This window comes from Mesorhizobium sp. CA5, from assembly GCF_020165105.1.
Classification (GTDB): domain Bacteria; phylum Pseudomonadota; class Alphaproteobacteria; order Rhizobiales; family Rhizobiaceae; genus Mesorhizobium.
In genome coordinates this window covers 37,008-59,563 of record NZ_JAIUHJ010000015.1, presented here as the reverse complement: position 1 = coordinate 59,563, position 22,556 = coordinate 37,008, and the positions used below count along the sequence as shown (strand labels likewise).

Below are 22,556 nucleotides of genomic sequence, written 5' to 3'. Positions count from 1 at the left end.
TGCCGCCACGCCATCGCAGGGATTGCGACCGGGCTTTCGCAGCGCCACCGAAGCGGTCGCTTTTGCGATGGATTTTTCGTGCCCGTAGCGCGACAGTCCGGCCTCGAACCGAACAGGGCCGACCATGAGCAAAGCATTCCTTTCCCATATCGACAGCGAGCTTCAAGGGCTGAAATCGGCCGGACTCTACAAGTCCGAGCGGGTGATCTCCTCGATGCAATCCGCCGAGATCGAGGTCGGCGGCGAAAAGGTGCTGAACTTCTGCGCCAACAACTATCTCGGGCTCGCCGACAGCCCGGATCTGCGCGATGCGGCAAAGCACGCGCTCGACCGCTACGGCTACGGCATGGCCTCCGTGCGCTTCATTTGCGGCACGCAGGAGGAACACAAGCAGCTCGAGGCGACCGTCTCCTCATTTCTGGGCATGGACGATACCATCCTCTATTCTTCCTGCTTCGACGCCAATGGCGGCCTGTTCGAAACGCTGCTCGGCGAGGAGGACGCCATCATCTCGGATGCGCTGAACCACGCCTCGATCATCGATGGTGTCCGGCTCTCGAAGGCCAAACGTTTCCGCTACGCCAACAACGACATGGCCGATCTCGAGGTCCGGCTGAAGGAGGCCAAGGACTGCCGCTTTCGGCTGATCGCCACCGACGGCGTGTTCTCGATGGACGGCATCATTGCCAATCTCAAGGGCGTCTGCGACCTCGCCGAGAAATACGACGCCATGGTCATGGTCGACGACAGCCATGCGGTCGGCTTCGTCGGCAAGAACGGCCGTGGCTCGGCCGAGCATTGCGGCGTCGAGGGCAGGGTGGACATCATTACCGGCACGCTTGGCAAGGCGCTGGGCGGCGCCTCGGGCGGTTACACGTCGGGCAAAAGCCAGGTGGTCGACTGGCTGCGCCAGCGCTCGCGCCCCTATCTCTTCTCCAACACGCTGATGCCGGCGATCGCCGGCGCCTCGATCAAGGTCTTCGACCTGATCCGCCATGGCGACGCGCTGCGCGAGCGCCTATATGCCAATGCGGACAGGTTCCGCTCCAGGATGGGCAAGCTCGGCTTCACGCTGGCTGGCGCCGATCATCCGATCATTCCGGTGATGCTGGGCGACGCGGCGCTGGCGCAGGAGATGGCCGCGCGCATGCTGAAGCGCGGCATCTATGTCATCGGTTTCTCCTTTCCGGTGGTGCCGAAGGGCCAGGCGCGCATCCGCACGCAGATGTCTGCCGCCCATTCCAGCGCCGACATCGACAGGGCCGTCGCGGCCTTCGGCGACGTGGGAAAAGAACTGGGTGTAATCGCTTGACCCACGCCGAGGAAAACAGAAGTCGGCCATGACGATCGATGTCACGAGCAGGATCGAGATCGCCAGGCCCCGCGCGGTCGTCGCCGCCTTTTCCGCCGATCCGGACAACGTGCCCCGCTGGTACGTCAATATCAAATCGGTCGAATGGAAGACGCCCCGACCGGTCCAGGTAGGATCGAGAATTGCGTTCGTAGCGCAGTTCCTCGGACGGCGGCTTGTTTACACCTACGAAATTGTAGATCTCGTGCAGGGCGAGCGGCTGGTGATGCGAACCGCCGAAGGACCGTTTCCCATGGAAACGAGTTATGCATGGCGCGATACCCGAGAAGGCGCTACCCATATGGCGCTCCGGAACCGCGGTACCCCGACAGGCTTTTCCCGTCTTGTGGCGCCGTTTATCGCCCTGGCCGTTCGGCGTTCGACCGATCGAGACTTGCTCCGGCTGAAGAACATTCTGGAGGCGGCGCACTGATGAAACCGATCCCATCGAGACAGGCAAGATTTTTGAGGAGCGTCTGATGTCGAACATGATGAAGGCGCTGGTGAAGGCCAAGGCCGAGCCGGGCATCTGGATGGAAGAGGTGCCGGTGCCGGAGATCGGCCCCAACGACGTGCTGATCAAGGTCAAGAAGACCGCGATCTGCGGCACCGACGTCCATATCTACAATTGGGACCAGTGGGCGCAGAAGACGGTGCCCGTGCCGATGGTGACGGGCCACGAATTCGTCGGCACGGTCGCTGATTTCGGCTCCGCGGTCACCGAATACAAGGTCGGCCAGCGCGTGTCGGGCGAAGGCCACATCGTCTGCGGCCATTGCCGCAACTGCCGCGCCGGGCGAGGGCATCTCTGCCGCAACACGCTCGGCGTCGGCGTCAACCGCCCCGGCGCCTTCGGCGAGTATCTGGCGATCCCACAGCACAATGTCGTGCCGATCCCCGACGATGTGCCGGACGAGATCGCCGCTATCTTCGATCCGCTGGGCAATGCCGTGCACACAGCCTTGTCCTTTGATCTGGTCGGCGAGGACGTGCTGGTCACCGGCGCCGGGCCGATCGGCATCATGGGTGCGCTGGTGGCGCAATGCGTCGGCGCGCGAAAGGTCGTCATCACCGATATCAACCCGGTCCGGCTGGATCTGGCGCGAAAACTCGGTGTCCAGCATGTCGTCGACGCCTCGAAGGAAAAGCTGCGCGATGTGATGCCGTCGATCGGCATGAGCGAGGGTTTCGACGTCGGGCTGGAGATGTCAGGCGCGGCCCCTGCCTTTCGCGACATGATCGACACTATGAACAATGGCGGCAAGATCGCCATCCTCGGCATCGCGCCGACCGGCTTCGAGATCGACTGGAACAAGGTCATCTTCAAGATGCTGCATCTCAAAGGCATCTACGGCCGCGAGATGTTCGAGACCTGGTACAAGATGATCGCCCTGGTGCAAGGCCCGCTGGATGTCTCGGGGCTGATCACCCATCGCATCGGGATCGACGATTTCCAGGTGGGGTTCGATGCGATGCGGAGTGGGAGTTCTGGGAAGGTTGTGATGGATTGGTAGGGGCCGGGACTATTAGAGAAGCACGGCGGGACAGCACCCCCTCTGGCCTGCCGGCCATCTCCCCCGCAAGGGGGGAGATTGAGCTGTTTCAACGCCTCGCCATTTCTGCAGTGGATGAGATTGGCGAAAGTCTTCGCGAAGTCCGATCTCCCCCCTTGCGGGGGGGATGTCCGGCAGGACAGAGGGGGGTGTGAAGGATCGCTACGTTGCGGATAACGCCCCTTCCAGCGCAGCCACCCCCCTCGCAATCGCCACCCGCTCCTCCACACTCAGCCTCCCCAGCAGTTCCCTTTCAAACGCCTTCGCCAGCGGCACCATTTCGCGATAGGCGGCGAGCCCTGCCTTGCTCAGCGCCAGATGCTCGACACGCCGGTCGCTCTCATCCGGCGTGCGTGTCAGCCAGCGTCGCCGTTCCAACTCCGCCACTGCCCGCGACACCTTCGTCTTGTGCATGGCCGATTGTTCGCCGAGTTCCGTCGCCGTCATCGTTCCGCGTTCACCCAGCCCGGAGAGCGTGCGCCATTCCGGCCGTGTCAGGCCGTGGCGCTCCTTGTAGATGCGCGAGAACTCGCGGCTGACGGTGTCGGCAAGCCGGTAGAGCCGGTAGGGCAGGAAGCTTTCCAACTCGAGGATATCCGGTTCCATGAAGCGCTCCCGGGATGCATCGTGGTCGTTGATAGTTACATTTTCGATGGTTACAAATGAAACCAGTTTGGTCAACATCGCCTGCAGGCCAAATTCTTGAAGCTTGCAAGTCGGATCAGGGAGGATCGGATGGGCTTTTCCTACATGCCGGGTTTCGGCAATGACTTCGAGACCGAGACGCTGCCCGGATCGCTGCCGCAGGGCCGCAACTCGCCGCAGCGGCCGGCCTACGGCCTCTATGCCGAGCAGCTTTCGGGCTCGCCCTTCACCGCGCCGCGCGGCACCAACGAGCGCTCCTGGCTTTATCGAATTCGCCCGAGCGTAAAGCACACCGGCCGATTCAAGGGCGCCAGCTACCCCTTGTGGAAGACAGGCCCCAATATCGGCGACCACGAGCTGGCGCTCGGCCAATACCGCTGGAACCCGACGCCGATGCCGACCGAGCCGACCGACTTCATTTCCGGCATGCGGACCTTCACCACGGCCGGCGATGCGGTTGGCCAGTCGGGCATGGCAGCGCATGTCTATGTCGCCAACCGGTCGATGGTGGACGACCATTTCTTCAACGCCGACGGCGAATTGCTGGTCGTGCCGCAGGTGGGCGCGCTGCGCTTCGTCACCGAGATGGGGGTGATTGAGCTTCGCCCCGGCGAGATCGCGGTGCTGCCGCGCGGCCTCGTCTTCAAGGTCGAGCTCGCCGACAAGGAGGCGCGCGGCTATGTCTGCGAGAATTACGGCGCCAAGTTCACCATGCCCGACCGCGGCCCGATCGGCGCCAATTGCCTGGCCAATCCGCGCGATTTCAAAACGCCCTGCGCCTGGTTCGAGGAGAAGGAGACGCCCTGCCGGCTGATCGTCAAATGGTGCGGCGCCTTCCACATTACCGAACTCGGCCATTCGCCGCTCGACGTCGTCGCCTGGCATGGCAACTACGCGCCCTACAAATATGATCTGGCGACGTTTTCGCCCGTCGGCGCCATCCTGTTCGACCACCCCGATCCATCGATCTTCACCGTGCTGACGGCGCCGAGCGGCGAGGAGGGCACGGCCAATGTCGACTTCGTCATCTTCCCGCCGCGCTGGCTGGTGGCCGAAAATACGTTCCGGCCGCCCTGGTACCATCGTAACATCATGAGCGAGTTCATGGGCCTGATCCATGGCCAGTACGACGCCAAGGAGGAAGGTTTCGTGCCCGGCGGCATCAGCCTGCACAACCAGATGCTGGCGCATGGCCCGGATGCTTCCGGCTTCGAGAAGGCGACGCGCGCCGACCTGAAGCCGGTCAAGCTCGACAACACCATGGCCTTCATGTTCGAGACGCGCTTTCCGCAGATGCTGACGCGCTACGCCGCCGAGCTCGGCACCTTGCAGGAGAACTACATCGACTGCTGGGCCGACCTGAAGAAGCGTTTCAACGGCACCCCGGAAGGCGACTGGTCTTGAATACCGAAAACGTGGACCGGCTCGTCCTGCTCGGCTCCAAGGGTGGCCCGGCAGTCCGGCCAGGCGGACCCTGGCCGAGTTCGTCGCTGCTTGAAATCGGCGGGCGCACCATCGTCGTCGATTGCGGACTTGGCGTCACGCGTGCGCTGACTGATGCCGGCGTCAGCCTCAAAGCGCTCGATCTGATCTTCGTCACGCACGTTCATTCGGACCACGTTCTGGAACTCGGGCCGCTGATCCACACGGCCTGGACGGCGGGTCTGGCGACGCCGGTGACCGTTTTTGGCCCACCCGGCACGGGGCATTACTGGCAATGCTTCTGCCAGGCGATGGAGTTCGACATCGAGATCCGCATCATCGACGAAGGCAGGCCGGACATCCGCGACCTGATCACGGTCGAGGAGTTCGGCGAAGGCTCGATTCTGGACGAGCGAGGTCTGACGGTGACTTCGTTGCGCGTCGACCATCCGCCGGTCACCGACTGTTTTGCGCTGCGTTTCGAGCAGGGCGGCAAGAGCGTGGTGTTTTCCGCCGACACTGCCTTCTTTCCGCCACTGGCTGAGTTTGCCAAAGCTGCCGACATCCTCGTCCATGAGGCCATGCTGGAGGAAGGCGTGGAGCGACTGGTCGCCCGGACCGGCAACGGCGCGCGGCTGCGCGAGCATCTCCTAGCCAGCCACAGTTTTGCCGACGAAGCAGGCCGCATCGCCAGCGATGCCGGGGTGAAGCGGCTGGTGCTCAACCATCTCATTCCAGCCGACGATCCGGCGATCGGCGAGGACGACTGGATCGACGCCGTCAGGAAAACTTGGTCCGGCGACTTGACGATTGCCCGCGACGGCCTTGTTGTGGGGCTAGGCGGTCAGAAGGCCGCTTCAGGAGAGGAAACCGCATGAAGCTTGCCACATTGAAGAACGGGACGCGCGACGGAAAACTGGTCGTGGTCTCGCGCGATCTGACGCGGTTCACCGACGCTTCCTTCCTGGTGCCGACGCTGCAGGCTGCGCTCGACGATTGGCGCCGCATTGCGCCGCATCTGGCGGCCATGGCCGAATCGCTTGAGACCAACGCGGTTCCCTCGGCGCGTTTCCATGAGCACGACGCGCATTCCCCGCTGCCGCGCGCCTATCAATGGGCGGACGGCTCCGCCTATGTGAACCATGTCGAGCTGGTGCGGAAGGCACGCGGCGCGGAGATGCCGGCAAGCTTCTGGACCGACCCGCTGATCTACCAGGGCGGCTCGGACTCCTTCGTTGCGCCGCGCGACCCGATCCGCATGGCCGACGAGGCCTTCGGCATCGACATGGAGGCCGAGGTCGCGGTCATCGTCGACGATGTGCCGATGGGCGCCAGTCTGGAAGAAGCGAAGGAGGCAATCCGCCTCGTCATGCTGGTCAACGACGTCACGCTGCGCGCCGTCACCGGGCCGGAACTGGCAAAAGGGTTTGGCTTCTTCCAATCGAAACCCTCTTCGGCCTTCTCGCCGGTCGCGGTCACGCCGGATGAACTGGGCGATGCCTGGGACGGCGGCAAGGTCAATCTCTCGCTGCTGGTCGACGTCAACGGCAAGCCGTTCGGCCGCGCCAATGCGGGCGTCGACATGACCTTCGATTTCCCAACGCTGATCGCGCATGCCGCAAAGACCCGGCCGCTCGCCGCCGGAACCATCATCGGCTCCGGAACCGTCTCCAACAAGCTGAACGGCGGGCCGGGCAAACCCGTCTCGGCCGGCGGCGCCGGCTATTCCTGCATCGCCGAGCTGCGCATGATCGAAACCCTCGAGTCCGGCGAACCGAAAACGCCCTTCCTGCGTTTTGGCGACACCGTGCGCATCGAGATGAAGGACAAGGCCGGCCATTCGATCTTCGGCGCCATCGAGCAGAAGGTCGAGAAATACGGGGGGTGAGAACCCGACGGTGACCTTGCTCGAGCACCTGCGCCGCATGGCCCGCAACAATCTGTGGTCGAACGACCGGCTCTACCGCGCGGTGCTCGCGCTCAAGCCCGGCGAGTTCGAGGCCGGGCGCGTCAGCTTCTTCCCTTCGATCAGGGAGACGCTCAATCACATCTTGGCGGTCGACCTTCTCTATTTCGACTTCCTGACCGATGGCGGCATGGGTGCCGCGGCTTACGACGACTTCATACCGTTAGACGCCGCCGCAAGCCTGGCAGCGGCACAGGCTGATTTCGACCGCAAGCTCATCGCTTTCTGCGACGGCCTGTCGGAAGCCGATCTCGACCGGCGCGTCGTCACCGACCGGCGCGAGGACGGCATGATCCCCGAACGGATCGGCGACATTCTCGCCCACGTCTTCCTGCACGACATTCACCATCGCGGCCAAGTGCATGCGATGCTCTCCGGCACTTCGGTGGCGCCGCCGCAATTGGATGAGTTTCTGCTCGACTACGACGTCAAGCTGAGGAAGGACGAGGTCGAGCGGCTAGGGCTGGAAAGTTAGGCAAGCGCAATGCTGTATCGAGCGAAATGCGAGTCGGATGTCAGGATGGTCAGGTTCTCCACCTGTGCTTGCGCAATCAGCAACCTATCGAATGGATCGCCGTGGTGCGGAGGTAAGTCGCCGACGGCGTGCGCATGCTGCAAGGTAACGGCGAGGGGCTGAAATCGCATCCTCGGAAGCAATCCCGGCAGGTCATCTGGCGCCTGAAGTTTTCCAATTGACCGTTTGATGGCGATTTCCCAAACGCTTGCCGCGCTCGCGAACACCATGGCTTCCGAGTTCAGGATGGCGCGGTGCTGTTCGCTGAGACGTCGGTCGTCCGAAATCGACCAGAGGATAATGTGCGTATCGGCGAGAAACGGACCTGGCGTCATTTGACGTACTCGTCCCATTCGGGACCGAGTTCGTCAAAGTCGTCCGCAATCCATATCTTCCCTTTCAGGGCGCCGATACGCGGAAGCGGCTCGACCACCTCTGGAGGTACAATACGCGCGGCAACCTTGCCATGGCGCGTAAGCACAATCTCCTCGCCGGCTTCGGCGCGGCTTACGAGTTCCGACAATTTGGCCTTGGCTTCGGCGATGGAGACATTCATGGATGCGATCCTTTATGACCATAATTTAGGTCATAATTGATCGCATCGCAAGCTATCCGAATCGGATCGTCTAAGCCGCCTTGCCGCCCAGCTTGATAACGCCGCGCTTGATCTGGTCCTGCTCGATCGACTCGAAGAGCGCGCGGAAATTGCCTTCGCCAAAACCTTCGTCGCCCTTGCGCTGGATGAACTCGAAGAAGATCGGGCCGATCACGGTTTTGGAAAAGATCTGCAGCAGGATCTTGGTCGTGCCGCCGTCGACGACGCCTTCGCCGTCGATCAGGATGCCGTGCTTCTTCATGCGCTCGATCGGCTCGTCGTGGCCGTGCACGCGCTCATGCGACATCTCATAATAAGTGTCGGGCGGGCCGGGCATGAATTTCAGCCCGTTGGCGGCGAGCTTGTCGGTGGCCTCGTAGATCGCATCGGTGCCGACCGCGATGTGCTGGATGCCCTCGCCATTGTACTTCTTCAGATACTCGGCGATCTGGCTGGTCTCGTCCTTGGACTCATTCAGCGGAATGCGGATCTTGCCGCAGGGCGAGGTGATGGCGCGGCTGACAAGGCCGGTGATCTTACCGTCGATGTCGAAGAAATGGATCTGCTTGAAGCCGAACAGATCGCGGTAGAAATCCCACCATTTGTCCATGTTGCCGCGATAGACGTTGTGGGTGAGGTGGTCGAGATAATAGAAGCCGACGCCTTCGGGCTTCGGGTCGCGCTCGCCCAGCCACTCGAACTCGGCGTCATAAGCTGAGCCTTTTTCGCCATAGCCTTCGATGAAATAAAGCAGCGAGCCGCCAATGCCGACGATCGCCGGCACGTCGAGCGCTTTGTCGCTTCCCTCATAGGGCGTGGCACCCTTTGAGACGGCATGGTCGAAGGCATGTTTGGCATCGACCACGCGCCACGCCATCGAGGCGGCGCAGGGGCCGTGCTTTTCAACGAACTTCATCGCATGCGAGCCGGGCTCGGCATTGACGACATAGTTGATGTCGCCCTGGCGCCAGACGGTGATGTCCTTGCTGCGGTGTCTTGCGACCGCGACATAACCCATGCGGGTGAACAAATCGGCGAGCTTTTCGGGCTCCGAATGCGCGAACTCGACGAACTCGAAACCGTCGGTGCCGGCTGGGTTTTGCTTGTTGATCTTGGCGGGCGGGGCGTCGTGCGGGAAGGGGCCCATGGAGTCCTCCGAAAACTGTCGCGGCCGTGCTTGGCCAATTTCAACGATGATAGCGCGCAGTGTCCGCACGGTGCTTGCATTCAACCGCTTGAAATGCTCATCATGTGCGCAATTTGTGCATGAACAGGGAAAAATTCATGGACGATGCGCGACTTGATCAATTTGACCGCAAGATAATGGCACTTTTGCAGGATGATGCGCGATTCACCAACAACGATCTGGCGGAGCGCGTGAACCTGTCGCCCTCGCAATGCTCGCGTCGCCGTCTGCGGCTCGAGGAAGACGGCTATATCAAGGGCTACCGTGCCGTGCTCGACCGCGACCGTCTGGGCTTTTCGCTGGTCAACGTCATCTCGGTGACGTTAGCCACCCACAATCGCGACAACGCCCGCCGCTTCGGCGAGCTGGTCGCCCGCCTGCCCGAAGTGCAGGAGGCGCACGCGCTGACCGGCGAGATGGACTACATTCTGAAGGTGGTGACGCCCGATCTCAAGTCGTTGTCCGAATTCGTCAACGGCGTGCTCCTGCCGCACGAATCCGTGCAGCACGTGAAGACCGCGATCGTGCTGGAGACGCTGAAGGAGACCGGCGCGCTGCCGATTTAAAGTGTGCCGATATTCAGGTGAGGCCGGCCTGCAAATGGCGGCTTCCTGCGCTTCCGGTGCTCACGTACTTTAAGTACGCTCCGCTCCGGTTCTCGGAAGCCACCATTTTCGGCTCGGCCTGACCTGAATCTCAGCACACTTTCGCGGCAAATCCGTCACCCCCGCTGCTGCTGGATCAGTCCGTAAAGGTTGGTGCAGCGCGCGCCTGAGCGGCAATAGGCGAAGACCGGGCCTTCGAGCTCGTCGAGCGCGGCGGCCTGGTCCTCGACATTGTCCATGGTGATCTGGCCGCTGATGACCGGGATATAGCGGAAGGCAAGGCCGGCCGCCTCGGCCGCTGCCTTGACGCTATCGGCCGAAGGCTGGCCCGGCTGCTCGTCGTCCGGCCGGTTGCAGATCACGCTTTTGAAGCCGGCGTCCTTGATGGCGGCAATATCCTGCGGCTGGATCTGGCCGGAGACCGAATAGTCGTCGCTGATCTGGCGGTATTCCATGATGTGGTCCTCGCAATCTCTTTGGCGCAGTCATGCCACCCCGGGGCATGAGCGGCAATCCGTACGAGCGGATTTCTCTGCCAAATAGAGAATGTGCGCCGGAAAATCCAACCGGCTCCCGCAGCGCCGCGTACCTCTTGGATACGTAATGGACGCTGCGGCAACCCAAGATGCCGGGCCGGTTGACGCCTCGCCGCTCAGCTGCCGAGGATCGCGCCTTTGATCTGCGTGATGTTGTTGTGCATCATGTCGATATAGGTCGAGGCGGGACCATCGGGCTGAGACAGCGCGTCCGAATAGAGCGTGCCGCCGACCTTGATGCCGGTCTCGCCGGCGATCTGCTCGATGAGCCGCGGATTGGTGATGTTTTCCACGAAGATCGCCGCCGCCTTGTCCTGCTTCACTTGGCTAACCAGCTTGGCGACATCGGCCGCCGAGGGCTCGGATTCGGTCGAGATGCCTTCCGGCGCGAGGAAGGTCAGCCCGTATTCATGTTCGAAATAGCCGAAGGCATCATGCGAGGTGATGACCACGCGCTTGGCTTCCGGGATCGACTGGATCGCCGCCTTCACCTCGCCCTCCAGCCCATCGAGCTTGGCAATATAGGCGGCGGCATTGGCCGTGTAGCTGTCGCAGCCTGCGCTATCGGCCGTGCAGAACGCGTCGGCGATGTTCTTCACATAGATCTTGGCGTTGGCGATCGACTGGAAGGCATGCGGATCGGTGACGGTCTTGCCGCCGCCGGTGCCAGCACCTTCGGCGGCGTCCGCATCGGCGAATTCCGGCTTGAAGTCGATCGGCGTCACGCCCTTGGTCAGCGTCACGATCGCGGCCTTGGTGGCGCTGGCGTCGACCAGGCGCTGCAGGAAACCCTCGAAATGCAGGCCGTTGACCAGCACGACATCGGCTTTGGCCATCGCCACCGCGTCCGCCGGGCTCGGCTCATAGACATGCGCGTCGCCGTCCGGCCCGACAATGGTGGTGATGTTAACCCGGTCGCCGCCGACATTTTTCGCGAAGTCGGCAATCACAGTGAAGCTCGCCACGACCTTGAGCGGCACCGCGAAGGCTGACGAGGTTGCGAAGGCGCTTAATGTTATAACGCTCAACGCCAGGGCGGCTCGGAAGGATTTCAGCATTGGCAACGTCTCCTTTTAAGGGGTGGGAATGAGGGTCAGGCGGTGCGGTGCCGGTGATGCACGATGCGGGCGCGCAGCACGCCGCGCGTGCCGAACAGGATCGAGCAGAAATAGACGACGCCGGACGAAAGGATGATCGCCGGACCGGAAGGCAACGAGGCGTGATAGGACAAGAGCAGCCCGGCGATGCAGGAGGCGAAGCCGATCAGCACGGCGAGCGCGCACATCGGCTCCACGCGCGCCGTCCAGAAGCGGGCCGCGGCGGCAGGCAGCATCATCAGTCCGACCGACAGCAGCGTGCCCAACGCCTGGAAGCCGCCGACGAGGTTGAGCACGACAAGGCCCAAGAAAATGAAATGCACCGGGCTGCCCATGCGGCTCACCGAGCGCAGGAACAGCGGGTCGAGGCACTCGGCGACAAGCGCGCGCCAGAAGATGGCGAGACAGGCGAGCGTCACCGCCACGATTCCGCCGATCAGGATGAGCGCCTCATCGTTGAGCGCCAGCACCGTGCCGAACAGCACATGCATCAGGTCGACGCTGGAGCCGCGGACCGACACCATCAGCACGCCGACGGCAAGCGAGATGAGATAGAAGGCCGCCATGGAGGCGTCCTCGCGCTGGATGGTGAAGCGAGAGACGGCGCCAGCGCCGAGCGCGACGATGATGCCGGCGATCAGCCCGCCGACGGTCATCGGCAGGATTTCGAGGCCATAAAGCAGGAAGCCGGCGGCGGCGCCCGGCAGGATGGCATGCGCCATCGCGTCGCCGGACAGGCTCATGCGCCTAAGCATCAGGAAGACGCCGACCGGGCAGGCGCCGAGCGACAGCATCAGCGAGCCGAACAGCGCCCGCTGCATGAAGGCGAAGTCGGCGAAGGGCGCGATGAACAGGCCGTAGAGGAAATCCATCATGCCGCCCTCGGTCCGGAGCCGTGATGATGGTCGTGTCGGTGGTCATGCCCATGATCATGATCGTGCGCGTGATCATGGCTGTGTTCATGCTCACTCGGCTCGCACCACGGCGCATTTTCTTCCCACGCCTCGTGGAAGCGCCTTGCCTTGAGCAGATTTTCCGGCCGCAGCGTTTCCTTGGTGTCACCCCAGGCAACGGGCTGGCGGGCAAGCAGCAGCGTCTCGGGGAAATTCTGCCGCACCAGGTCGAGGTCGTGAATCACGACCATGATCGTGCGCTCCTCGCCATGCCAGCGCTTTATCAACTGGATGAGATCGCCCACGGTCTTGGAGTCGACCGCGTTGAACGGCTCGTCGAGCAGGATGAGGTCGGCGTCCTGCAACAGCACGCGGGCAAACAGCGTGCGCTGCAGCTGGCCGCCGGACAGCGTGTCGATCGGCCGCTTCTCGAAGCCGCCGAGCCCGACCGCCATCAGCGCCTTGCTGACGGATTCTCGGTCCTCTTTGGTGTAGCGCCCGAGCATGCCGCGCTTTGGCCATAGGCCGAGCGAGACCAGATCGACGACGCGCGCCGGAAAGGAGCGGTCGAGCTCCGACTGCTGCGGAAGATAGGCGGTGCGGACACCCGGCATGCGAACCACCGCGCCTTCCATCGGCTTCAGCACGCCGACGATGCCCTTCATCAGCGTCGATTTGCCCGAGCCGTTGGCGCCGACCACCGCGGTTAGCGAACCTTTGCGGACGGTGCCGTTCAAATGATGGATGGCCGCGTGGCTGTTGTAGCCCAGCGTCAGGTCGCGGAAAGTCAGGCAGGCATTGGTCATCGGGCGGCGGTCCGCGAAATCGAGCGAGCTGTCGATATGTGATGTTATTACATTAGTCAACACGCCAGGCTGGCGCAATTGTGTCACGACCGGTCAACTCGCCGTGTAGGTGGGCGGCAGAGACCGGACACTTGGCTCAATTGGTTTCGCGTCCGCCGGCCTTGCTCCGCGTCCGCCCGGACTCTAAAGAGCAGCGAGTCCCACAACGAAGGAACCTCCAATGAGCATTCGTCGCATCGATGTCGGCCCGCGCATGAGCCAGATCGTCATCCATGGCAACACCGTCTATCTGGCCGGCCAGGTCGGCGAGCCCGGCGGCAACGTCGCCTCGCAGACCCGCGACATCCTCAAGACCATCGACGAATTGCTCGCCAAGGCCGGCACCGACAAGACCAAGATCGTCCAGGCGATCATCTGGCTGGCCGACATGGGCACCTTCGCCGAAATGAACTCGGAATGGGACAAGTGGGTGCCGCAAGGCCATACCCCGGCACGCGCCACCGGCGAAGCCAAGCTCGCCGCCCCGGAATATCTGGTCGAGATTATTGTGACTGCGGCGATCTGAGGCGCCGACTTTCCCTTCTCCCCTTGTGGGAGAAGGTGGCCGCGAAGCGGCCGGATGAGGGGTGCTCCAGGGAATGCCAGCGTCTCACTCCGCTGGAACACCCCTCATCCGTCTCGGCGCTGCGCGCCGACCCACCTTCTCCCGCAAGGGGAGAAGGAGAAGAGCTCACCCCTGTGATGGGGTAAACCGCGCCACCAGCGTGTGGCTCTCCGCCGGATAGATGAACCGTACATGGGTCACCGGATGCTCGGCGCTCCAGGTGCGGCGTTCGACCACCAGGCAGGGCGCGCCCACGTCGATATCCAGCGCATCGGCGATCGTCTCGTCGGCGGCCATGGCGCGGATGCGGTGCTCGGCCTCGCTCCACGGAACGCGGCCGATCAGCCACGGGCCCGGCGCGATGTCGAGAAATTCCTCCTCGGCTGCCTCGGCCACCGCTGAAAGATTGATCAGGCGCTGCTCTAGCGCGAACGGACGTTCGCCGGCAAAATGCAGGCCCTCCAGCGCCAGCACCGGACCCGGCGCGGAAAGCCCGAGACGCGCACGGTCCTCGGCGCCACTGCGCCGCTTGAAGCGTTCCAGTCGCTCATAGCGATAGGCCAGGCCGAGCGCCTCGACCTCGATCCGGATGTCATGCAGCTCAAGCACCGCCGCCTGCGACTGCGGCTGGCGCACGAAACTGCCTGAGCGGCGGCGGCGCTCGATCAGCCCGGCCTTGGCCAACTGCGACAGCGCCTTGTTCACCGTCATGCGCGAGCAATTGTAGTGAGCGGTCAGCTCGTGCTCGAAGGGGATGCGATGGCCCGGCGCCCAGGCGCCCGACAGGATCTTCTCGCGAATGTCCGACAGGATGCGCTGATGCAACGAGAGGATCTCGCCGCCCTCGACATCGTCTGTCTCGACCAGGCTCATCGGATGTTCCTGTTCAGGCCTGCGACAATGCTGTCATGACTTCGCGGAACCGCTTGGCGACCGCCTCGCGCTTCGCATGCCTGCCGCCGCTGACCTGCTTTTTGCCATGCACCCACACGCAATCGACCTTGCTGCCATTGGCGAAAATCCAGGCGTCGAGGATCGCGTCGCCAGCCTTGCCGGCAAGCGAAGGATGGCCAGCGTCGAGCGAGACCAAATCGGCGGGGCCGCCGGCGATAATCCGCGACTGGCCGGCGCCGAGCGCCTGGCTGCCGCCGTCGAGCGAAGCATCGCACAGGGCACGCCCCGTCGAGCCGCCGGCGCGGGCCAGCACGTTGCGGGCGCGATGGGCGAGGCGCTGCGAATATTCGAGCTGCCGAAGCTCGTCCGGCAGGCCGATCAGCACGTTGGAATCGGAGCCGACCCCAAAGCGGCCGCCATGCTCGATAAACAAAGGTGCCGCAAAAGTGCCATCGCCGAGATTGGCTTCGGTGATCGGACAGAGCCCGGCGACGGCACCGGTCCGGGCCATGGCAATCGTCTCGGCCTCGGTCATATGGGTGGCGTGGATCAGGCACCAGCGATTGTCCACTTTGGCGTTGGCGAGCAGGAATTCGACCGGACGCTTGCCCGACCAGGAAACGCAATCCTCGACTTCCTTCATCTGCTCGGCGACATGGATATGGATCGGTCCGTCCGGCGCCATCGCGACGACCGCATCGAGCTCATCCGGCGTCGCGGCGCGCAGGCTGTGCGGCGCAACGCCGATGACGGCCTGCTCCAGCGAATGAACCCCCTCGCGGCTTTTCTCAAGCAGACGTGCGAAGCGGTCGACATCATTGATGAATCGCCGCTGGCCCTGGTTGGGAGCCGCGCCGCCGAAGGACGAATGGGCGTAAAAAACCGGCAGCAGCGTCAGACCAATGCCGGTGTCTGAGGCGGCAGCCGAGATCCGCTCTGCCATCTCAGCGATATTGGCATAAGGCTGCCCGTCGCGGTCGTGATGCAGATAATGAAACTCGCCGACGCGCGAAAAACCGGCCTCCAGCATTTCGACATAAAGCTGCGCCGCCACAGCCTCGACCTGGTCCGGCGTCATCGACAGCGCGCAGCGGTACATCACCTCGCGCCAGCTCCAGAAACTGTCGGCCGAAGGGCCGCGCAATTCGGCCAGACCCGCCATGCCGCGCTGGAAGGCGTGGCTGTGCAAATTGGGCATGCCGGGCACGACGATGGCATGGCGCTCGTCGCCGGCTTGCACGGAAGCGCTGGCCTCGACCTTCGAGATGCGGCTGCCGTCGAAAGTGATCCTCACATTGCTTTGCCAGCCCTCGGGCAGAAGCGCCTGTTCCGCAAAGATCGCCGTCACCTGCGTCTCCAAATCTCGATGCGTGAGCGACGATATTGCTTGCGTCGCGTTTCAATATGTATATACATAATCAGCATCCTTTCAAATGGAAAAGATGATGGGTGGAGCAAACAACAGGAGCGGCCATCGGGTTTGGCGCAATGCGCGCCTGGCGACCATGGCCGAGGGTGCGGCCGGTCTCGGCATCGTCGAGAAAGGCGCGGTCGCCGCGCGTGACGGGCTTATCGTCTATGCCGGCTCCGAAGCCGACATGCCGGCTGCGGCCGGGCAGGGCGCCGAGACCGTCGATTGCGCTGGACGCTGGATCACCCCCGGCCTGATCGACTGTCACACGCATCTTGTCTATGCGGGAAACCGCGCCAATGAGTTCGAGATGCGGCTGGACGGCGCCACATATGAGGAAGTGGCACGCGCCGGCGGCGGCATCGTCTCCTCGGTCAAGTCGCTGCGCGCCGCAAGCGAGGACGAACTCGTCGCCCAGACGCTGCCGCGGCTCGACGCGCTGATCGCCGAAGGCGTCACCACCGTCGAGATCAAGTCCGGCTACGGCCTTGATGCCGATAATGAGAAGAAGTCGCTGCGCGCAGCCCGCCGTCTGGCCGGTGAGCGTCCGGTGACGATCCGCACCACTTGTCTCGCCGCCCACGCCCTGCCGCCGGAAGCCAAGGGCGACAAGGACGCCTTCATCGATCTCGTCGCCGGCACGATCCTGCCGCAAGTCGCCGCCGAAAAGCTCGCCGATGCCGTCGATGGGTTCTGCGAGGGCATCGCCTTCTCGCCGGAGCAAATGGCGCGCGTGTTCGATAAGGCGAAAGCGCTCGGCCTGCCGGTAAAACTCCACGCCGACCAACTCTCCAACCTGCACGGCGCAGCGCTTGCCGCCCGCTATGGCGCACTATCGGCCGACCATCTCGAATATACGGACGAGGGAGGCGCCGAAGCGATGGCCAAGGCCGGCACCGTGGCGACCATCCTGCCCGGCGCTTACTACTTCATCCGCGAGACCAAGAAGCCGCCGGTCGATCTTTTTCGCCGCCACGGCGTGAAGATGGCTGTCGCCACCGACTCCAATCCCGGCACGTCGCCGCTCACCTCGCTGCTGCTCACCATGAACATGGCCGCGACGCTGTTCGGCATGACTGTCGACGAATGCCTGGCTGGCGTCACCCGCGAAGCCGCGCGGGCGTTGGGCTTGCTTGAACAGACCGGCACGTTGGAAGCCGGCAAATCGGCCGACCTCGCCATCTGGGACATCGAGCGCCCGGCCGAACTCGTCTACCGCATGGGCTTCAACCCGCTCCATGCCCGTATCTGGAGAGGACAATGACCGAACTTACCCTGACGCCCGGCAGCGCCACGCTTGCCGACTGGCGCGCCATCTATCGCGGCGCCGTGCCGAAGCTTGACGCCGCCTGCCGGCCGAAGATCCGGGACAGCGCCGAGGCGGTGGCCCGCATCGTCGCCAAGGGCGAGCCGGTCTATGGCATCAACACCGGCTTCGGCAAGCTCGCCAGCGTCCGCATCCCGGCAAACGACCTCGAAACGCTCCAGCGCAACATCGTGCTGTCGCATGCCGCCGGCGTCGGCGAGCCGATGCCTGTCGCCGTGGTGCGGCTGATGATGGCGCTGAAGCTCGCCAGCCTGGCCCAGGGCGCATCCGGCGTGCGGCCTCAGACCATAGAATTGCTGGAAGCAATGCTCGCCAACGACGTCATTCCGGTGGTGCCGGCGCAAGGCTCGGTCGGCGCTTCCGGCGACCTCGCGCCGCTTTCGCATATGACCGCCGTCATGATCGGCGTCGGCGAATGCTTTACCCCGCATGGCCGGTTCCCGGCCAAGGTGGCCTTCGTCTCGCATGGACTGGAGGCGGTGACATTAGGCGCCAAGGAGGGTCTCGCGCTGCTCAACGGCACGCAGTTCTCCACCGCCTTCGCGCTCGCCGGCCTGTTCGAGGCCGAGGTTCTTTACCAGTCGGCGCTGGTCGCCGGCGCGCTGTCGACCGATGCCGCCAAGGGTTCGGACGCCCCCTTCGACCCGCGCATCCATCTGTTGCGCAAGCATCGCGGCCAGATCGAGACGGCGGACGCGCTGCGTAATCTCATGGCCGGCAGCGCCATTCGTGAATCGCACCGTGTCGGCGATGAGCGCGTGCAGGATCCGTACTGCCTGCGCTGCCAGCCGCAGGTGATGGGCGCTGCGCTCGACGTGCTGCGCAAGGCCGCCGACACGCTCGAGACGGAAGCCAACGGCGTCACCGACAACCCGCTGATCTTCGCCGAGGACGACACCGCGCTCTCGGGCGGCAATTTCCACGCCGAGCCGGTGGCCTTCGCCGCCGACATGATTGCGCTTGCCGTCTGCGAGATCGGCTCGCTGTCGGAGCGTCGCATTGCCATGCTGGTCGACCCGGCATTGTCCGGCATGCCGGCCTTCCTGACGCCGAAGCCCGGTCTGAACTCCGGTTTCATGATCCCGCAGGTGACGGCGGCGGCGCTCGTTTCCGAAAACAAGCAGAAGGCCTATCCGGCGAGCGTCGATTCCATTCCGACGTCGGCCAACCAGGAAGATCATGTCTCGATGGCCGCCCACGGCGCGCGCCGGCTGCTCGGCATGATCGAGAATGCGACCGCCGTCATCGGCATCGAATTGCTGGCCGCCGCGCAAGGCTGCGATTTTCACGCGCCGCTTGCATCCAGCGAGGCGCTGGAGGCGGTGCGCAAATTGGTCCGGGCCGAAGTCCCGCATCTCGACAATGATCGCCATTTCCACCCCGACATGGAAAAGGCGATCGCCATGGTCCGCAACGGCGCCGCGGTGAATGCGGCCGGTGCCGTGAAGCTGCCGGGGGTTGCGTCGTGAGAGCGCTCTCCAGGCTAGATCGAGTTCCTTCGCGCCCCCCTCTGGCCTGCCGGCCATCTCCCCCTCTAGGGGGGAGATCAGCAGCGGCTTTGGCGCCGCTCTTCCTTCAACGCAGGCAATTGGCGAAAGCCGTCGTGACATCTGATCTCCCCCCAAGAGGGGGAGATGCCCGGCAGAGTAGAGGGGGGCGCCGTAGAGCGCCAACGTATGGAGGTCTCTCATGACCTCACCCAGTTGGCTCACGGTCACCCAGGGCACCGCGCCGCTGCTGGTTTCGATCCCGCACACCGGCATCGACCTGGCAGGCCTCGACTCGCGCCTCGTCTCGACTTGGCTCGGGCGGCGCGATTGCGACTGGTGGATCGACAAGCTCTATGATTTCGCCGCCGACCTCGGCGCAACCGTCGTGCACACCGCCATCTCGCGTACTGTTATCGACGTCAACCGCGATCCGTCGGGCGTTTCGCTCTATCCCGGGCAGGCGACGACCACCCTTTGCCCGACAGACACGTTTGACGGCGATCCGCTCTACCGCATGGGTGAGGAGCCGAGCCCATCCGAGATCGACCAGCGCCGCGAGACCTATTTCGAGCCTTACCATGCCGCCCTCCAGGCCGAGATCGACCGGTTGCGCGGCATACATGACAAGATCGTGCTCTATGACTGCCATTCGATCCGCTCGGTGCTGCCGCGCCTGTTCGACGGCACGCTGCCGGTCTTCAACCTTGGCACCAATGACGGCAAGAGCACCGATCCCGTGCTGCAGGAAAAAGTGGCCGCCATCCTGGCCGCGACCGGCGAGACCTGGGTGGTCAACGGCCGCTTCAAGGGCGGCTGGATCACCAGAAGCTTCGGCCAGCCCGGGAACGGCGTGCATGCGCTGCAGATGGAGCTCTCCAACCGTGGCTACATGCGCGAGCCTGCGGAAAAAGGTTCGCCGGAAAATTGGCCGGTGCCTTACGACCCAAGCTATGCCGCGCCGATCCGCGCCACGCTGAAAACAATCCTCGAAACCGCCATTGACTGGGCCGGGCGCTGACCCGCGCCGCCCGCCTTGCTTGAAAGGGACAATGATGACCGATCCTCGTCACAACATACGTGAAGTGCGCGCCCCCCGCGGCGACAAGCTCAATGCTCGCTACTGGACGACGGAAGCGCCGCTGCGCATGCTGATGAACAACCTCGATCCCGAGGTCGCCGAGAACCCGAACGAGCTCGTCGTCTATGGCGGCATCGGTCGGGCGGCGCGCACCTGGAACGATTTCGACCGTATCGTCGCGTCGCTGAAGACGCTGGGCGAGGACGAGACGCTGCTGGTGCAGTCGGGCAAGCCGGTCGGCGTCTTCAAGACCCACGCCAATGCGCCGCGCGTGCTCATCGCCAACTCCAACATCGTGCCGCACTGGGCGACCTGGGAGAAGTTCAATGAGCTCGATAGGAAGGGCCTGATGATGTACGGCCAGATGACGGCCGGCTCCTGGATCTATATCGGCACGCAAGGCATCGTTCAGGGCACCTACGAGACTTTCGTGGAAGCCGGCCGCCAGCACTACAATGGCGACCTCAAGGGCAAATGGATCCTGACCGGCGGCCTCGGCGGCATGGGCGGCGCCCAGCCTCTGGCCGCCGTCATGGCCGGCGCTTCCTGCCTCGCGATTGAGTGCAACCCGGACTCGATCGATTTCCGCCTGCGCACCCGCTATGTCGACGAGAAGGCCGAGACGCTCGACGAAGCGATGGACATGATCAATCGCTGGACCAAGGCCGGCGAAGCAAAATCGGTCGGGCTGCTCGGCAACGCCGCCGAGATCGTGCCGGAGATATTCAGGCGCGGTATCCGCCCCGACATCCTCACCGACCAGACCTCGGCGCATGACCCGATCAACGGCTATCTGCCGAAGGGCTGGACGATGGCCGAGTGGCGCGAGAAGCGCATCTCGGACCCGAAGGCCGTCGAAAAGGCCGCCCGCGCTTCGATGCGCGAGCATGTCGAGGCGATGGTGGCGTTCTGGAACGCCGGCGTGCCGACGCTCGACTACGGCAACAACATCCGCCAGGTCGCCAAGGACGAGGGTTTCGAGAACGCCTTTGCATTCCCGGGCTTCGTGCCGGCCTATATCCGGCCGCTGTTCTGCCGCGGTATCGGCCCGTTCCGCTGGGCCGCTCTCTCGGGCGATCCGGAAGATATCTACAAGACCGACGCCAAGGTGCGCGAGCTCATTCCTGGCAATACCCATCTGCACAACTGGCTCGACATGGCGCGCGAGCGCATCTCGTTCCAGGGATTGCCGGCGCGCATCTGCTGGGTCGGTCTCGGTGATCGCCATCGCCTCGGCCTCGCTTTTAATGAGATGGTGGCCAAGGGCGAGCTCAAGGCGCCTGTCGTCATCGGCCGCGACCATCTCGATTCCGGCTCGGTCGCCTCGCCGAACCGCGAGACCGAAGCGATGAAGGATGGCTCCGACGCGATTTCCGACTGGCCGCTGCTCAACGCGCTGCTCAACACCGCGTCGGGCGCGACCTGGGTGTCGCTGCACCATGGCGGCGGCGTCGGCATGGGCTTCTCGCAGCATGCCGGCATGGTCATCGTCGCCGACGGCACGGCTGACGCGGCAAAGCGCCTGGAGCGCGTGTTGTGGAACGACCCGGCGACAGGCGTGATGCGCCATGCCGATGCCGGCTACGACATCGCCATCCAGTGCGCCAAGGAGCACCAGCTCAACCTGCCGGGCATCCTGGGCTGACGACGTAAGGGCGGCGGCTATCTGTTGTTCTTGAGATAGTCACTCAAAGATTGGGCGCCGCTCTGCTCCAGAAGCGTGCTTAACTTCATGTCAGAGCGGCGGCCCTCTGCGAAGTTGTCGCCGTAGGTTTCCCTCAGTGTGCCGACAAGAGTGTTGCCGTGTTTCTCGCTAATACGGCCATTCTCATCTCTATGGCGACCATCAAGTCCAGGTTGTTTGATCATGTTGAAAAGCCTCGATTCGGATGACGCTCGGTTCGATTCGATGCCTAGCACAAGTCGGAACATAACGGAAACAGATTTCTAGGAATGCGATCAAAAATGAAAATCCTTCGTGCCGCCGATTACCGCGTCATGCCGTGGAAGAATGGCGGCGGCACGACCACCGAAATCGCCGTGTCGCCCGACGGCGCCGGGCTCGAGGATTTCGACTGGCGCGTCTCGATGGCCCGGGTCGAGACGAGCGGGCCGTTCTCAAGCTTCGCAGGCATAGATCGAACACTGTCGGTGCTGGAAGGCGAAGGGATCATTCTCGACATTGCCGGCCAGGCGCCGGCGCGGTTGACCACGGCCTCGGCGCCGCTCGCCTTTCCGGGCGACGTGCCGACCGGCGCGGCGCTGATCGGAGGTCCAATCACCGATCTCAACGTCATGACGCGCCGTGGCCGCATGGTCCATGAGGTCGAGCGCCGGTCTTTCACCGCCGAGATTCGGATCGCGCCGCGCGCCGACACCACGCTCGTTCTTGCCGTCGGCGCCGGCGCCACCCTCTTCACGGACGATGCGTCGAGCCTCGGACCGCTCGACACGCTGATCCTCGACCGCGACAGCCCGGAAATGCGGCTTCAGCCCAAGGGGCCGGGCCTGCTTTTCGTGATCGGGCTCCACCGCCTCGCGGCCAACCATTAACGGCTGTTGCCAAACATGATCGCGGCTCGG

At 63.7% G+C, this 22,556-nt stretch carries 25 protein-coding genes; 14 read left to right on the top strand and 11 right to left on the bottom strand.

Annotation, left to right across the window (positions count from 1 at the left end; translation table 11 throughout):
• Positions 1 to 124 precede the first annotated feature (124 nt).
• Genes LB529_RS19665 through tdh form a run of 3 tightly spaced genes read left to right on the top strand, consistent with a single transcriptional unit; the run spans position 125 to position 2,865 of the window.
• Positions 125 to 1,312, top strand: a complete 1,188-nt coding sequence (locus tag LB529_RS19665) for a glycine C-acetyltransferase (protein WP_224712051.1) — start codon at positions 125 to 127, stop codon at positions 1,310 to 1,312.
• Between the two features lie 28 nt (positions 1,313 to 1,340).
• A complete protein-coding gene (locus LB529_RS19660; protein ID WP_224610922.1) occupies positions 1,341 to 1,784 on the top strand; it encodes an SRPBCC family protein in 444 nt (147 codons plus the stop codon).
• A 46-nt stretch (positions 1,785 to 1,830) separates the two neighbouring features.
• Positions 1,831 to 2,865 (top strand): L-threonine 3-dehydrogenase, encoded by a 1,035-nt coding sequence (gene tdh / locus LB529_RS19655; protein WP_140840991.1) that lies wholly within the window; start codon positions 1,831 to 1,833, stop codon positions 2,863 to 2,865.
• A 201-nt stretch (positions 2,866 to 3,066) separates the two neighbouring features.
• Here tdh and LB529_RS19650 read toward each other — a convergent pair whose 3' ends face one another.
• Complete coding sequence (locus tag LB529_RS19650; RefSeq protein ID WP_224712050.1) at positions 3,067 to 3,510, bottom strand: MarR family winged helix-turn-helix transcriptional regulator; 444 nt, start codon at positions 3,508 to 3,510, stop codon at positions 3,067 to 3,069.
• A gap of 129 nt (positions 3,511 to 3,639) precedes the next feature.
• On the opposite strand from LB529_RS19650, the gene hmgA reads away from it, so the two are divergent.
• From hmgA to LB529_RS19630, 4 genes are read left to right on the top strand one after another with little or no spacing between them, the layout of a single operon-like run.
• Positions 3,640 to 4,953 carry a homogentisate 1,2-dioxygenase gene (gene hmgA, locus LB529_RS19645; RefSeq protein WP_224601699.1) on the top strand — a complete coding sequence of 438 codons (1,314 nt, stop codon included), beginning with the start codon at positions 3,640 to 3,642 and terminating at the stop codon, positions 4,951 to 4,953.
• The gene (locus LB529_RS19640) at positions 4,950 to 5,849 is read left to right on the top strand and encodes an MBL fold metallo-hydrolase (protein ID WP_224712049.1); all 900 of its coding nucleotides are present in this window, start codon (positions 4,950 to 4,952) and stop codon (positions 5,847 to 5,849) included. The genes hmgA and LB529_RS19640 overlap by 4 nt, the downstream gene beginning before the upstream one ends.
• A complete protein-coding gene (locus LB529_RS19635; RefSeq protein ID WP_224712048.1) occupies positions 5,846 to 6,859 on the top strand; it encodes a fumarylacetoacetate hydrolase family protein in 1,014 nt (337 codons plus the stop codon). The genes LB529_RS19640 and LB529_RS19635 overlap by 4 nt, the downstream gene beginning before the upstream one ends.
• A 10-nt stretch (positions 6,860 to 6,869) precedes the next feature.
• Positions 6,870 to 7,412 (top strand): DinB family protein, encoded by a 543-nt coding sequence (locus LB529_RS19630; protein WP_140841001.1) that lies wholly within the window; start codon positions 6,870 to 6,872, stop codon positions 7,410 to 7,412.
• Here the strand turns inward: LB529_RS19630 and LB529_RS19625 are convergent.
• The 3 genes from LB529_RS19625 to hppD all read right to left on the bottom strand — a co-directional run bounded on the left by LB529_RS19625 (position 7,409) and on the right by hppD (position 9,193).
• Positions 7,409 to 7,786, bottom strand: coding sequence for a type II toxin-antitoxin system VapC family toxin (locus LB529_RS19625; protein ID WP_224712047.1), 378 nt, complete (start codon positions 7,784 to 7,786; stop codon positions 7,409 to 7,411). The two genes, LB529_RS19630 and LB529_RS19625, sit on opposite strands and share 4 nt — an antisense overlap.
• Complete coding sequence (locus tag LB529_RS19620; RefSeq protein ID WP_128259409.1) at positions 7,783 to 8,007, bottom strand: type II toxin-antitoxin system Phd/YefM family antitoxin; 225 nt, start codon at positions 8,005 to 8,007, stop codon at positions 7,783 to 7,785. The genes LB529_RS19625 and LB529_RS19620 overlap by 4 nt, the downstream gene beginning before the upstream one ends.
• Positions 8,008 to 8,077: 70 nt before the next feature.
• Positions 8,078 to 9,193 carry a 4-hydroxyphenylpyruvate dioxygenase gene (hppD, locus tag LB529_RS19615; RefSeq protein ID WP_224712046.1) on the bottom strand — a complete coding sequence of 372 codons (1,116 nt, stop codon included), beginning with the start codon at positions 9,191 to 9,193 and terminating at the stop codon, positions 8,078 to 8,080.
• Positions 9,194 to 9,330: 137 nt separating this feature from the next.
• On the opposite strand from hppD, the gene LB529_RS19610 reads away from it, so the two are divergent.
• Positions 9,331 to 9,798: an Lrp/AsnC family transcriptional regulator gene (locus LB529_RS19610; protein WP_040986687.1), complete on the top strand. Its 468-nt coding sequence runs from the start codon at positions 9,331 to 9,333 to the stop codon at positions 9,796 to 9,798.
• A 155-nt stretch (positions 9,799 to 9,953) separates the two neighbouring features.
• On the opposite strand, the gene LB529_RS19605 is transcribed toward LB529_RS19610, so the two are convergent.
• The 4 genes from LB529_RS19605 to aztA all read right to left on the bottom strand — a co-directional run bounded on the left by LB529_RS19605 (position 9,954) and on the right by aztA (position 13,169).
• Positions 9,954 to 10,292, bottom strand: a complete 339-nt coding sequence (locus LB529_RS19605; protein WP_042646282.1) for a TIGR01244 family sulfur transferase — start codon at positions 10,290 to 10,292, stop codon at positions 9,954 to 9,956.
• A gap of 197 nt (positions 10,293 to 10,489) precedes the next feature.
• On the bottom strand, positions 10,490 to 11,431 hold the full coding sequence (gene aztC / locus LB529_RS19600; RefSeq protein WP_224632329.1) for a zinc ABC transporter substrate-binding protein AztC: 942 nt from the start codon (positions 11,429 to 11,431) through the stop codon (positions 10,490 to 10,492).
• Positions 11,432 to 11,466: 35 nt separating this feature from the next.
• A complete protein-coding gene (gene aztB / locus LB529_RS19595) occupies positions 11,467 to 12,342 on the bottom strand; it encodes a zinc ABC transporter permease AztB (protein ID WP_224712108.1) in 876 nt (291 codons plus the stop codon).
• Complete coding sequence (gene aztA / locus LB529_RS19590) at positions 12,342 to 13,169, bottom strand: zinc ABC transporter ATP-binding protein AztA (RefSeq protein WP_224712045.1); 828 nt, start codon at positions 13,167 to 13,169, stop codon at positions 12,342 to 12,344. The genes aztB and aztA overlap by 1 nt, the downstream gene beginning before the upstream one ends.
• Positions 13,170 to 13,389: 220 nt before the next feature.
• Between aztA and LB529_RS19585 the strand changes: the two genes are divergently transcribed.
• Positions 13,390 to 13,734: a RidA family protein gene (locus LB529_RS19585; protein ID WP_140697768.1), complete on the top strand. Its 345-nt coding sequence runs from the start codon at positions 13,390 to 13,392 to the stop codon at positions 13,732 to 13,734.
• Between the two features lie 165 nt (positions 13,735 to 13,899).
• Here LB529_RS19585 and hutC read toward each other — a convergent pair whose 3' ends face one another.
• Both hutC and LB529_RS19575 read right to left on the bottom strand, forming a co-directional pair.
• Positions 13,900 to 14,646, bottom strand: coding sequence for a histidine utilization repressor (hutC, locus tag LB529_RS19580; RefSeq protein ID WP_224712044.1), 747 nt, complete (start codon positions 14,644 to 14,646; stop codon positions 13,900 to 13,902).
• 13 nt (positions 14,647 to 14,659) lie between these two features.
• Complete coding sequence (locus LB529_RS19575; protein ID WP_224712043.1) at positions 14,660 to 16,015, bottom strand: formimidoylglutamate deiminase; 1,356 nt, start codon at positions 16,013 to 16,015, stop codon at positions 14,660 to 14,662.
• 97 nt (positions 16,016 to 16,112) lie between these two features.
• On the opposite strand from LB529_RS19575, the gene hutI reads away from it, so the two are divergent.
• The 4 genes from hutI (at position 16,113) to hutU (ending at position 21,618) form a co-directional block, all read left to right on the top strand.
• Positions 16,113 to 17,342 carry an imidazolonepropionase gene (gene hutI / locus LB529_RS19570; RefSeq protein WP_224712042.1) on the top strand — a complete coding sequence of 410 codons (1,230 nt, stop codon included), beginning with the start codon at positions 16,113 to 16,115 and terminating at the stop codon, positions 17,340 to 17,342.
• The gene (hutH, locus tag LB529_RS19565; RefSeq protein ID WP_224712041.1) at positions 17,339 to 18,874 is read left to right on the top strand and encodes a histidine ammonia-lyase; all 1,536 of its coding nucleotides are present in this window, start codon (positions 17,339 to 17,341) and stop codon (positions 18,872 to 18,874) included. Before hutI ends, hutH begins: the two co-directional genes overlap by 4 nt.
• A 220-nt stretch (positions 18,875 to 19,094) precedes the next feature.
• Complete coding sequence (gene hutG, locus LB529_RS19560) at positions 19,095 to 19,913, top strand: N-formylglutamate deformylase (protein WP_224712040.1); 819 nt, start codon at positions 19,095 to 19,097, stop codon at positions 19,911 to 19,913.
• 31 nt (positions 19,914 to 19,944) lie between these two features.
• On the top strand, positions 19,945 to 21,618 hold the full coding sequence (gene hutU, locus LB529_RS19555) for a urocanate hydratase (RefSeq protein WP_224712039.1): 1,674 nt from the start codon (positions 19,945 to 19,947) through the stop codon (positions 21,616 to 21,618).
• A gap of 17 nt (positions 21,619 to 21,635) precedes the next feature.
• On the opposite strand, the gene LB529_RS19550 is transcribed toward hutU, so the two are convergent.
• Entirely contained in the window at positions 21,636 to 21,842 is a 207-nt protein-coding gene (locus tag LB529_RS19550; RefSeq protein WP_263481788.1) for a hypothetical protein, read from the bottom strand.
• Between the two features lie 96 nt (positions 21,843 to 21,938).
• Here LB529_RS19550 and LB529_RS19545 point away from each other — a divergent pair, with 96 nt between their 5' ends.
• Entirely contained in the window at positions 21,939 to 22,526 is a 588-nt protein-coding gene (locus tag LB529_RS19545) for a HutD family protein (protein WP_224712038.1), read from the top strand.
• The last annotated feature ends 30 nt before the right edge of the window (positions 22,527 to 22,556 follow it).

What these genes read in the sequence shown, in the direction of transcription:
- LB529_RS19665 (WP_224712051.1), top strand. Translation starts at nt 125, where the DNA reads ATGAGCAAAGCATTCCTTTCCCATATCGACAGCGAGCTTCAAGGGCTG.
- LB529_RS19660 (WP_224610922.1), top strand. Translation starts at nt 1,341, where the DNA reads ATGACGATCGATGTCACGAGCAGGATCGAGATCGCCAGGCCCCGCGCG.
- tdh (WP_140840991.1), top strand. Translation starts at nt 1,831, where the DNA reads ATGTCGAACATGATGAAGGCGCTGGTGAAGGCCAAGGCCGAGCCGGGC.
- LB529_RS19650 (WP_224712050.1), bottom strand. Translation starts at nt 3,510, where the DNA reads ATGGAACCGGATATCCTCGAGTTGGAAAGCTTCCTGCCCTACCGGCTC.
- hmgA (WP_224601699.1), top strand. Translation starts at nt 3,640, where the DNA reads ATGGGCTTTTCCTACATGCCGGGTTTCGGCAATGACTTCGAGACCGAG.
- LB529_RS19635 (WP_224712048.1), top strand. Translation starts at nt 5,846, where the DNA reads ATGAAGCTTGCCACATTGAAGAACGGGACGCGCGACGGAAAACTGGTC.
- LB529_RS19625 (WP_224712047.1), bottom strand. Translation starts at nt 7,786, where the DNA reads ATGACGCCAGGTCCGTTTCTCGCCGATACGCACATTATCCTCTGGTCG.
- LB529_RS19620 (WP_128259409.1), bottom strand. Translation starts at nt 8,007, where the DNA reads ATGAATGTCTCCATCGCCGAAGCCAAGGCCAAATTGTCGGAACTCGTA.
- hppD (WP_224712046.1), bottom strand. Translation starts at nt 9,193, where the DNA reads ATGGGCCCCTTCCCGCACGACGCCCCGCCCGCCAAGATCAACAAGCAA.
- LB529_RS19610 (WP_040986687.1), top strand. Translation starts at nt 9,331, where the DNA reads ATGGACGATGCGCGACTTGATCAATTTGACCGCAAGATAATGGCACTT.
- LB529_RS19605 (WP_042646282.1), bottom strand. Translation starts at nt 10,292, where the DNA reads ATGGAATACCGCCAGATCAGCGACGACTATTCGGTCTCCGGCCAGATC.
- aztC (WP_224632329.1), bottom strand. Translation starts at nt 11,431, where the DNA reads ATGCTGAAATCCTTCCGAGCCGCCCTGGCGTTGAGCGTTATAACATTA.
- aztB (WP_224712108.1), bottom strand. Translation starts at nt 12,342, where the DNA reads ATGGATTTCCTCTACGGCCTGTTCATCGCGCCCTTCGCCGACTTCGCC.
- aztA (WP_224712045.1), bottom strand. Translation starts at nt 13,169, where the DNA reads ATGACCAATGCCTGCCTGACTTTCCGCGACCTGACGCTGGGCTACAAC.
- LB529_RS19585 (WP_140697768.1), top strand. Translation starts at nt 13,390, where the DNA reads ATGAGCATTCGTCGCATCGATGTCGGCCCGCGCATGAGCCAGATCGTC.
- hutC (WP_224712044.1), bottom strand. Translation starts at nt 14,646, where the DNA reads ATGAGCCTGGTCGAGACAGACGATGTCGAGGGCGGCGAGATCCTCTCG.
- hutI (WP_224712042.1), top strand. Translation starts at nt 16,113, where the DNA reads ATGGGTGGAGCAAACAACAGGAGCGGCCATCGGGTTTGGCGCAATGCG.
- hutH (WP_224712041.1), top strand. Translation starts at nt 17,339, where the DNA reads ATGACCGAACTTACCCTGACGCCCGGCAGCGCCACGCTTGCCGACTGG.
- hutG (WP_224712040.1), top strand. Translation starts at nt 19,095, where the DNA reads ATGACCTCACCCAGTTGGCTCACGGTCACCCAGGGCACCGCGCCGCTG.
- hutU (WP_224712039.1), top strand. Translation starts at nt 19,945, where the DNA reads ATGATGACCGATCCTCGTCACAACATACGTGAAGTGCGCGCCCCCCGC.
- LB529_RS19550 (WP_263481788.1), bottom strand. Translation starts at nt 21,842, where the DNA reads ATGATCAAACAACCTGGACTTGATGGTCGCCATAGAGATGAGAATGGC.
- LB529_RS19545 (WP_224712038.1), top strand. Translation starts at nt 21,939, where the DNA reads ATGAAAATCCTTCGTGCCGCCGATTACCGCGTCATGCCGTGGAAGAAT.